This window comes from Dactylosporangium aurantiacum, assembly GCF_000716715.1.
Taxonomy (GTDB): domain Bacteria; phylum Actinomycetota; class Actinomycetes; order Mycobacteriales; family Micromonosporaceae; genus Dactylosporangium; species Dactylosporangium aurantiacum.
The window spans coordinates 18,545-28,653 of the sequence record NZ_JNYJ01000074.1 but is presented as its reverse complement, the minus strand read 5'-3'; the positions used below and the strand labels follow the sequence as shown (position 1 = coordinate 28,653).

Genomic DNA, 10,109 nt, shown 5'->3' with positions numbered 1-10,109 from the left:
CTGGTGCAGCTGGTCCAGCGCCTCCTGCTCGTGACCGGCCTCAGCGTGGCTGTAGTCCAGGCCGTTGTCGCCGTGGTCGCCGCTGTCCCACTCGCTCATGGTTTCTCCCCGGTATTCGATGTGCTTCGTTGTCCCTGTTGAAGACCACAGTAGACGCCGCCGGGAGGCGTCGAATCCCGGAAACGTGCCACCGGCGGTACCTCACGCGAGGACGCGGCCCTGGACGTTCGAGGCCGGCTGCGGGCCGTAGTGGCGGGAGTCGCGGGCGACCGTCCGGTTGTCGCCGAGGACATAGAGCATCCCGTCCGGCACCGTCACCGGCGTGCAGTCGGTCGCGGCGCCGCGCGTGTACGGCTCGTCCAGCGGGACACCGTCGCGGCGGACCCGGCCCGCGTCGCAGTCGACGGTGTCGCCGGCGACCCCGATGACCCGGTCGACGGTGGTGAACCAGCCACCCATCCCGGTCGGCACCCGCAGCACCACCACGTCGCCGCGGTCGACGCCCGTGAAGCGGAACGTGAGCCGGTCGACCAGCGCGCGGTCGGTGACCTCCAGGGTCGGCGCCATCGACGGCGACGGGATGTAGCGGACCGTGAACGTCGAGCACAGGCCCGCCACGACGAGGGCGGCGGCGACGGTACGGCGCACCCCCCGCCGCTCCCGCCACGCCACCCGCAACCCGCCGGCCGTCCAGCGCAGCACCGCCCGCGTGCCGGTCACCTGGTCGAGCTCGGCGACGACGGCGGCGCCCCACGGGCTGCGGCTGCCGGCCAGGGCCACGGTCAGGACCGCCCGGGCCGCCCACCGCACCGCCGTCCCGTCACCGTCGGCGCCGTCGGCACAGCTGTCCCGCGCCCCGGCGGGAGACGATCCAGCGGGGGACGACTGCGCGGCCGGCTCCCGGTCCGGGGCGCCGGGCGAGGCGGCGGTCACGACGCGGCCCGCGGGCGGAGGCGCGCGGCAGGCGCGACCCGGGCAGCCTCGGCGGCCGCCCGGCGGGCCAGCCGTTCCGCGGCGAGCGCGGCACCGTCCGGGGTCAGCCGGTACAGGTGCCGCGGCGGGCGGCCCGGCTGCTCCGCCGGCTCCCACCGGGTCTCCAGCAACGACCCCTCCGCCAGCCGCATCAGGATCGGGTACAGCGAACCGGACGCCAGACCGGTCTCCCGGCTGAGGTCATACCCGTACCGCCACGCGTCGGGCGCGGCGAGCAGGGTCTCGAAGACGAGCAGCGTCTGTGGCGACGTATGCGGCAACCTCGGCATACGTCAAACTCTACATATGAAGACTATGTGGCGGAAGGCCCCGCGGGCGTCGACGGCGCGGCCCGGGCGCGGGCCAGCGCGTCGACCCGGCGCAGCGCGTCGGGCAGGCGGAACTCGCCGGCCATCGCCGCGACCAGGGCGGCCGCGTCGGCCAGGGGCACGCCGGCGGCGGTGACGAAGAGGGGGCGCGCGGCGCCGCCGCGGCGCACGGGCACCGCGTGAGTGGCGCTCAGGAACGCGGTCTTCGCCACCCCGATGACGGGGATGCCGAGCGTCGTGCACGTGCGCGCCCAGACCGGGCCGGCCGGCCGGGTCGAGGTCGACGTAGCCGTCGACGATGAGCAGGTCGAGGGGCGGCAGCGGGTCCAGCAGGGCGTGCACCGCCGGCAGCTCACGCTTGTAGAAAGCGCCGGGCTCGTACGGGGCGACCTCGTCGAGCCAGGCGACGCGCTCATCGAGCAGCGTGCGGAACGCCGGCTCGCCGGCGAGGACCAGGGCGCCCCGGGCGCCGCCGGTCTCCGGATAGTCGACGTCGATGGCCCCGTACCGCCGCGGATTCACGCGAGCAATGCTCCCAGCTGCGGGCTGAGCGCGTCGAACAGATTCCGGTCGGGCTCGGCGCCGGTGGCCTGCAGGACACCGCCGAAGAAGCGGCGGATCTGGACGGCCAGGATCACGTGCATGATGTCCTGCTCGGACAGCCCGTGGGCGCGCAGCGCGTCGGTGTCGGCGGCGGTGACCCGGCCCGGGTCGGTGGCGACGAGGTCGGCGAAGTCCATGACCGCGACGTCGACCGGGTCGAGCCCGGCGTCGTGCCAGTCGGTGGCGATCGCCTGCAGGGTCGCGTCGTCGTAGAAGCGGGCGCGCAGGACGCCGGCGTGCGCGAGGCTGCAGTAGGAGGCGCCGATGCGGCGGGCCGCGACCAGGGTCACCAGCTCGTAGCGGCGCAGGTCCATGCCGGCCTTCACCGACTGGGCGAGGGCCCCCCAGTGCTGGTAGACGTCTGGCGCCAGGGTGAAGACCCGCTCGTAGTTGGTGGCGCCGTCCGCGTCGCCGGGGATTCGCAGGTACGTCATGGACGCAGGATAGGCCCGGGGCGGGGCGGCGCGGGGAGTACCGGCCGCGGCGGGCTAGCCCGGGCGTTCGGCGGCCCGTTCCAGCAGCGACACCAGGCCGGCGCGGGTCGCGACCACCACCATCGTGTGCGCCCGGTCGAGGGTGCGGCCGCGGCTGCGCTCCGGGTACCAGAACGTCTGCACGCCCTCGCCGAGAGCGGAGCGCCGGCCGGTCCGCACCGCGACGAGCCGCAGCTCGCCGGGGACGCTGACCTCGTGGAAGTGCCGGTCCTCCAGCCGGGAGCGGGCGCCGACCCGGACCTCGGCGACGAGCAGGACCCGCCGGCCGACCGGGATCGTGTCGACGACCTCGCTGCCGACCATGGACGCGGCGAACGCGGGCGCGGCCAGGTAGGACACGCTGCGGGAGTGGTTGAGGCCGAACGCGGTCTTGATCCGGCGGGCGAAGTCCTCGTCGAAGAGGCGCAGCACGACCCGCAGGTCGGGCCGCGACGCGCGGGCCAGCAGCGCCGCCTCCAGGTTCGTGACGTCGTCGGTGGTGACCATGACCAGGCAGCGGGCGGTGGCGACCGACGCGGCCTGGAGGGTCTCGGGGTCCCGCGCGTCGCCGAGGATCACCGGGATGCCGAGCCCGCGGGCGACGGCGACGCCGCGCGCCGCGCCGGAGCGGTCCACGGCGACCACGTCGATGCCCTGGTCGTGCAGGCCTTGCACGACACGCGCGCCGACGTTGCCGAGGCCGACCACGATCACGTGGTCGCCGACCGGCACCGCCAGCCCGCCGGCGGCGGCCTTCAGCCGGGCTTTGACCAGGGTGTTGACCACGGCGGCGGTGACCGCCGGGATGACCGCGACGCCGGCGACGACCAGCGCCAGGTCCACGGCCTGGCGGGTCCGGGACGCCTCGAGGTCGGCGTTGGCGCCGCCGAGGGTGGTGAGCACGGTGACGTACAGGGCGCGCCAGGGGCTGAGATCCTTGACCGTGGCGACGACGACGGTGCCGGTCGCGATCAGCGCCGCGACGCCGGCCAGGACCCGGCGCAGCCCGCCCTGCAGCACGAGCCGGGTCATGCGCAGCGGGTGCCGGCGGACCCGCCGCGGCGCCGGGCGGGGACGGTCGTAGGTGCTGACCAGGACCAGGTCGGCGGCGCCGTCGTCGGCCGGGAGGCTGACCGGGTCACGGTCCGGGCCGCCGGCCGGGGCGCCCGTCACCGCCAGGCCGCACCGGATGTGGGCCGGGTCGGCGGTGGCCCGCTCCACGGCCGCCAGCCGCTGGCCGTCGCTCAACCGGATCGCCGTCGGGGTGTGGTCGCCGCGCGCCGCGGCGACGAACGCGGGCGCGGCGATCTCCGACGCCGACAGCACCGCGCAGTTGCGCAGCCGCGACGCGACGCCCTCGCCGAGGACCGTGTTGAACATCCGCAGCACGACCCGGACGTCGGGCAGCGCCTCCCGGGCGATCAGTGCCGCGTCGACGTTGGCCACGTCGTCGGCGTCGACGAACGCGACGGCCTCGGCCTCGGCGAGCTCGGGGCGGGAGAACGTGGCCGCGGTCAGCCGCGGCTCCCGCACGACCGCCGACCAGGGGTCGAGCGCGCAGAGCTCCGCGATCTGCGGCGCCTGGTGCGCGCTGAGCGACGGCACGACCGCCGTCACCTGCGCGCCGTAGCTGTTGATCAGCTCGCCGACCAGCCGCCGCGCGAGGGCGTTGTCACCCCAGACGACGAACCTGCGCACACCGCCGATCGTATCGACGGCGCACTATCAGCAGGGTGGCGGGAAACCGTCCAGCAGGTTGCGGTCGTACACCATGACGGCATAACGGCCGGTGTCGAACCGCTGCTTCGGCGCGCCCCACATCTTCACCGCCTGTGCCGGGGTGCCGTAGAACGGCCGGTCCTTCTCGAAGACGATGAACCGGGCGTCGTGCGAGACGTCGTACATGCTGGTCTTGGACTGCCAGCACATCGGGATCACCCGGTCGACGTCGCCGATGACCGGCGCGACCGTCACCTTCCGGTGGGTGGTGACGGTGATGTTGTTCGACACCCAGTAGCCGCCCAGGCCGTAGGTCAGGTTCCGCTCGGCGAGCCAGTCCGCGACGACCTGCCCCTCGGACGGCTCGGCCCGCGGCGGCGCGTACGCGACGAGGTTGAGCGTGAGCAGCGCCAGGACCGCGACGAGGACACCCTGCCGCCAGCGGACCGTCAGCCGCGGCCCGACGATCCGGCCGGCGAGGACCGCCGCCATCGGCAGCACCGGCGAGATCTCCCGCGCCGCCATCAGGTCCACCGGCAGCGTCGAGACGATCTCCGCGCCGATGTCGCAGCAGATCGCGACCGCCATGATCGAGTCGACCCGGTCGGCGGTGCCGCGCAGCGTACGCACGATCACGATCACGACCGCGACCAGGGCCACCAGGAACCCGATCAGGTGCAGGTACGACACGCCCTGCTGGATCCACTTCGACTGCCAGCCGGGCCGGTGGGTGCCGAACAGCACGCCGAGCATCCGGGCCGTCATGTGCGCCCGGCCGAACCACTCGTCCCACGGTGACAGCTCGATCGGCGGCTTCGGCGTGTGGTAGCCGCCGATCGCCTTCAGCCCCCAGGTCGCGGCGTGCGACAGCACCACCGAGACGCCGGCGGCGACGGCGAGCTGGAAGTCCGTGCCGAGCAGCCGGTCGCGCCACGACCCGGGCAGCCGCCAGGCCCGCACCAGGCACACCAGCGCGAGCGGGACCGCCCCGACGAACGTGACCAGCGGGTCGCCCCAGGCGCCCCAGGCCAGCAGCAGCGCCACCACGACCGGCTTGGCCTTCGTGTCGCGCATCCGGTCGATCGCGCCCCAGGCCAGCAGCAGCGGCACCGCCGAGCCGGTGTGGTTCGGCGAGGACAGCAGCGTCTGGTAGCCGGTGCCGGGCACCGGCACGAGCAGGATCGCGACCGTCACCCCGACCCGCAGCCAGGCCTGCAGCCCGGTCGCGCGCCCCTTCGCGAGGACCGCCGACAGCAGCACGATCATCGTGTACGTGATCGCCGCCGCGATGTGGATCTGGTCCACCGTCGGGCCCGTGAAGACCTGGATCATCGCGTACTGGATCAGCTCGGTCGGGTAGAACGCGACGTCCGACAGCGTCCAGCCGGTCAGCAGCGGGTTGCCGTGGAACATGTCCCAGGCCTGCAGCGCGTTGCTCGCGCCGTCGCTGTTGATCGGGAACGCGTAGGCCATCCGCAGGTACGCGAAGAACAGCCCGACGGTCGCGACCGCGATCCCGATCCCGGTCAGCAGTCCGGTCGACAGCCTGGTTTTCAGCACCCCGGCAGGGTAGCTACTCGAACTCGTCGGCCAGCTCGCGGTATGCGGCTAGTACCGTTTCCGTGCGTTCCGTCAGTGTTTCGGCGGGTTCCGGGTCGCGGCTCGGGCGGGCATTGATGGAGCCGAGCAGCGCGTCGGCGGCGTCGAGCCGTATCCGGGCCCGCGACTGCGCGGCCCGCTGGTCCAGGAACCCCTGGCACAGCCCGGCGAGGTGGCGCAGCCGGTCGGCCCGCCGGCTCACCTCCGCGTCGACCTCGGTGAGCCGCTGCGTGAGCTCCGCCTGCCGGTCCGTGACGGCGGCGAACAGCAGCCCGGCGCCGATCGGCTCACCCACCGACGCGCGCAGCTCCCGCACCGACGCGCGCAGCTCGCCCCGCTCGGCGAGGGCGTGCGCGAGGTCCCACAGCGTGCGCTCCAGGGTGTCGTGCGGGTCCGTCGGGTCGCCGAGACGCTCCAGGGCCGGCCAGGTCAGGACGATCCGGTCGGCGTGCGCGGCCGCCTCCTCGAACACGACCCGGTCCCGCGGGTCGGTGAGGAACTGCCGCAGCGCCACTTCCCGCCGCGCCGGCGTGCGCACCAGGTACAGCCCGGCGAACAGGAACCCGGCCGCGGCGACGGCGGCGAGGACGGTGCGGCCCGGCGCCGGCGCGTCCAGCCAGCGGATGCCCAGCGCCACCACGGCCGCGCAGGTGAGGGCCGCGGCGTAGACCACGAACACCCAGTTGTCGGCCGGCCAGTACGGCCCGCTGCGCGGCTGCCCGGCGGAACCGGCCAGCCCCCGGCCGACGGTCCGCTCCAGGGCACGGTCCGCCTGCCGCCGCACGATCGCGGTCCGCCGGCCGCGCAGGTACTCAAGCACGCCGGGCCAGCGTCGAACAGGCGCTCGCGATCAGCAGCCCGGCCAGCACCCCGGGCAGCCCGCCGGCGGCCCCGGCGAACACGACAGTCGCGGCGAGCGCCGGCAGCGGCAGCGGCCCGACCCACCGCGGCAGGTGCTGCGCCGGTACCCCCACCAGCGCGACCAGTGCCGCCCCGGCCAGCGCCAGCAGCGGCCCGAACGGCTCACCGGAGGCCAGCACCAGCCCGGCGGCCAGGGCCACCCCGAGCGCCGGCCCGGCCAGCGGCAGCACCGTCAGCAGCCCGACGCCGACGGCGGCGGCCTGCGGGTGGGCGACGCCGCCGACGTTGAGCACCGGCCACGCCACGAACGCGGCGAGCGCACCCCAGACGCACCGGCGGGTCGCCGCCGCGGCCGGTCCGGGTCCCTCGTCGACGGCCCGGACCAGCATCACAGCAGCCGCAGTTCCCGCGCCCGCTCGACGGCCTCGCGCCGGCGGCCGGCGTGCAGCTTGCGGTAGATGTTCTTCACGTGGGTCTTCACCGTGTTGACCGACACGTACAGCGTCGAGGCGATCTCCAGGTTGGACATCGTGCCCTGCAGGTACCGCAGCACCGTCAGCTCCCGCTCGGTGAGCGGCTCGACGAGGCTGCCGTCGGCGCCGCGCCCGCCGCCCGCGAGGGGTGAGGACCCGGCGGCCAGCTCGGCGGCGAGCGGGTGGTACACGGGCAGCAGCGGCGCGAAGTTGGCCAGCAGGTCCCGCACCGGGTGCCCGCCGACGAGGAACGGCCGCCGGAAGCTCTCCTCCTCGGCGATGTCGAGGGCCACCTCAAGGCCGCGCAGGACCCGGTTGCGGTCGCCGAGCGCCCGGCCGGCGAGGGCCGTCAGGATCGCGGCGTGCACGGTCCACGTCAGCGACGTGTCCACCGACGGGGTCGCGTACTGCTGTGCGGTCGACGCGGCGGCGGCCGCCTTGCCCTCGACCAGCGCCGCCGCCGCGTCGACGCAGGCGGCCCAACCCGGGTACACGTCCGGGTCGCCGCCCGTCGCGACGAGCCGGCGCGCCGCGCCGAGATCGCCGCCACTGATGCGCAGCTCGGCCTCCGTCAGCGCGAGGGCCCGCTCCACGCTCGGCGCCAGCGTCGCCCCGCCGAGCTCGCGGCGGGCGGTGTGCAGGACCTCCAGGGCCGCGGCGAGCCGGCCGGCGCCGTGGCGCAGCCGCGCCCGCACCGTGGCGATCGCGACGAGCAGGTCGGGGTCGCCGGCGGCGAGGTCGAGACCCTCGTCCAGCAGGCGGTCGGCCTCCGCGATGCGGTCCCACTCGCCGTACACGCCGGCCAGGGCCATCCGGACCCAGCCGAGGTCGGTGGCGTCGGTGATGCCGAACCGGTCCGCGGTCACCAGGGCCTGGCGGCCGAGCCGGGCCGAGGCCCGCAGCCTGCCGCGGGCGGCCTCCAGCACCGACAGCTGGGCCGCCGCGCACACCTGCGCCTGCGCCATGCCGGTGCGCTGGGCGAGCACGAGCGCGCCGTGCAGCGGCGTGCCGGCGGCGGCGAGCTCACCCAGCCGCAGCCGGGCCTCGCCCTCGTCCAGCATGGACAGTGCGCGGACCTCGTCGTTCTGCTCGTCGGGCCGGTTGAGCTCGGCGAGGACCGCGAGGGTCCGGCGCGGGTCGCCGGCCAGTCGCGCCTCGGCGGCGGCGAGGCCGGCCACCATCCTGGGGCTGACCCTGACCTGCTCCTTGGCCTGCTGCCCGGCGCTGGACTGTCCACTGGGGACGGCCTGGGCGCCGGCCGGGGCGGGAGCGGTCATGACCGCCGTCGCGCCGCCGGTCGCGGGCATGGCGGCCGCGGCCGAGCCGTTCTGCTGGCTGTGCTGCTGGCTGTGCTGCTGGCTGTGCTGCTGGCTGTGCTGCTGGCTGTGCTGCTGGCTCGGCCCGTGCGACGTGCCGGGGGTGCCGGCGACGTGCTGCGTGGCGGGGCCGTTCTGGCCGCCCGGTCCGTAGTGGGCGGGCCCGTTCTGCGGGCCGGACCGCGACATGACGCCGGGTACGTTGCCCATGCCGACCGGGCCGCTCCCGCCGATCGGGCCGTTGCCGCTCGCCGGGGCGCTCGCCGGGGCGCTCGCCGGGGCGCTCGCCGGGCCGCTCGCCGGGCCGCTCGCCGGGCCGTTGCCGCTCGCCGGGGCGCCGATCGGGCCGTTCACGGCCGCCTTGGCGCCGGCGGGGCCGTGGCCGCTGCCGGGAGCCGCGCCACCGCCGGGGGGCGTGGTGCCGGGGGCCGTGGCGCCGCCGGAGGCCGTCGTGCCGGTGGTGGTGGCGGTCGGGACCTCGTCCGCGGCGCGGTGGCTGCGGCGCAGGAAGTCGCGGGTGCCCTCCAGGTCGCCGACCCGCAGGCGCTCCGCGGCGAAGGCCAGGGCCAGCCGCGGGTCGGTGTGTTCGTCGCCGGCCGGCGCGTTCGGCGCCGCCTCGTGCGGGCGGTCGTAGCGGACCCCGCCGACGATGTCGGGCCAGTGCCGCTCCAGGGTCTCGACCGCGCCCGGCCAGTCCTCGGCGAGCAGCGCGTGGCGCATCGCCTCGGCCGGGATGCCGTACGTCGCGTGCCACGCCGCCGCTCGGCGGTGCAGCTCCGCGACCCGTTCCGGGTTGCGGCGCAGCAGCTCGGAGTGCAGCGTCCGGGCGAAGAGCGGGTGGAAGCGGTACCAGCCGCCGGGGCCGGCGTTGCGGGTCAGGAACGCGTTGGAGCCCTTGAGCTCGGCCAGGACCCGCGCGCCGTCGTCGCGGCCGGTGATCGCCTCGACGAGGCCGGCGTTGAGCCGGGTCGCGACCGCGGTGTCGAACAGCAGCCGGCGGGTGTCCGCGGGCAGCGTCTCGATGACCTCGCCGGTGAGGTAGTCGCCGACGGCGGTGCTGTAGGGGCCGCCGTCGTCGAGGACCCGCTCCGGCTCCGGGTGCCCGCGCATCGCCATCGCGGCCAGCCGCACCCCGGCCGGCCAGCCCTCGGTCATCGAGTGCAGCTCGTACAGGGTGCTGCCGGGCAGTGTCACGTCGTGGGCGGCGAGCAGCTGCGCGGTCTCGGCGATGGTCAGCGACAGGTCGCTGGTGCGCACCTCGGTCAGCGAGCCGTTGACCCGCCACCGGTACAGCGGCAGCGCCGGGTCCCGGCGGCAGGACAGCACCAGGTGCAGGCGGCCCATGCCGTGGCGGACGAGGGCCTCCAGCTCGCTGAGGGCGGTCTCGTCGCTGATCTCGCGCACGTCGTCGACGACCACGATGTGCGGGCGCTCCAGCGCGTCGACGACCCGCGGCAGGTCGTCGGCGTAGGAGTCGCCCTTCGCGTCGCCGGACGACAGGGCGCCGCGCAGCCGGCCGGGCACGTCGGCGCCGTCCGGCGAGTGCGAGGTCACCCAGCGCACCACCGGCATCTCGTCGCCGATACGCGCGGTGCGGGCCCACGCGACCAGCGCCGCGGTCTTGCCCCAGCCGGCGGGCGCGGTCACCAGCGTCAGCGGCGCCCGCACCGCGGCGTCCAGCTGCGCGACGACCCGCTCGCGCAGCACGTATCCGGGCGGGAGATCCGGCACCGCCAACGTCGACGGGGCCGTTCCACGGCGATC

General features: G+C 75.6%; 9 protein-coding genes. All 9 read right to left on the bottom strand.

Features of this window, described 5'->3' with window-relative positions:
- Positions 1-201: 201 nt before the first annotated feature.
- Complete coding sequence (gene lepB, locus OP18_RS54170; RefSeq protein ID WP_052388427.1) at positions 202-933, bottom strand: signal peptidase I; 732 nt, start codon at positions 931-933, stop codon at positions 202-204.
- Positions 930-1,262: a PadR family transcriptional regulator gene (locus OP18_RS47240; RefSeq protein ID WP_033366853.1), complete on the bottom strand. Its 333-nt coding sequence runs from the start codon at positions 1,260-1,262 to the stop codon at positions 930-932. Before OP18_RS47240 ends, lepB begins: the two co-directional genes overlap by 4 nt.
- A gap of 23 nt (positions 1,263-1,285) precedes the next feature.
- Entirely contained in the window at positions 1,286-1,513 is a 228-nt protein-coding gene (locus tag OP18_RS60095) for a hypothetical protein (RefSeq protein WP_211273897.1), read from the bottom strand.
- Positions 1,514-1,819: 306 nt separating this feature from the next.
- Positions 1,820-2,338, bottom strand: a complete 519-nt coding sequence (locus OP18_RS47230) for a carboxymuconolactone decarboxylase family protein (protein WP_033366851.1) — start codon at positions 2,336-2,338, stop codon at positions 1,820-1,822.
- Positions 2,339-2,392: 54 nt separating this feature from the next.
- Positions 2,393-4,075 carry a potassium channel family protein gene (locus OP18_RS47225; RefSeq protein ID WP_052388426.1) on the bottom strand — a complete coding sequence of 561 codons (1,683 nt, stop codon included), beginning with the start codon at positions 4,073-4,075 and terminating at the stop codon, positions 2,393-2,395.
- A gap of 27 nt (positions 4,076-4,102) precedes the next feature.
- Positions 4,103-5,656 carry a hypothetical protein gene (locus OP18_RS47220; RefSeq protein WP_033366848.1) on the bottom strand — a complete coding sequence of 518 codons (1,554 nt, stop codon included), beginning with the start codon at positions 5,654-5,656 and terminating at the stop codon, positions 4,103-4,105.
- A 13-nt stretch (positions 5,657-5,669) separates the two neighbouring features.
- Positions 5,670-6,515 carry a hypothetical protein gene (locus OP18_RS47215; RefSeq protein ID WP_033366846.1) on the bottom strand — a complete coding sequence of 282 codons (846 nt, stop codon included), beginning with the start codon at positions 6,513-6,515 and terminating at the stop codon, positions 5,670-5,672.
- On the bottom strand, positions 6,508-6,945 hold the full coding sequence (locus OP18_RS47210) for a hypothetical protein (RefSeq protein WP_156090293.1): 438 nt from the start codon (positions 6,943-6,945) through the stop codon (positions 6,508-6,510). The genes OP18_RS47215 and OP18_RS47210 overlap by 8 nt, the downstream gene beginning before the upstream one ends.
- Complete coding sequence (locus OP18_RS54165) at positions 6,945-10,076, bottom strand: winged helix-turn-helix domain-containing protein (protein WP_052388425.1); 3,132 nt, start codon at positions 10,074-10,076, stop codon at positions 6,945-6,947. Before OP18_RS54165 ends, OP18_RS47210 begins: the two co-directional genes overlap by 1 nt.
- Between the last annotated feature and the right edge of the window lie 33 nt (positions 10,077-10,109).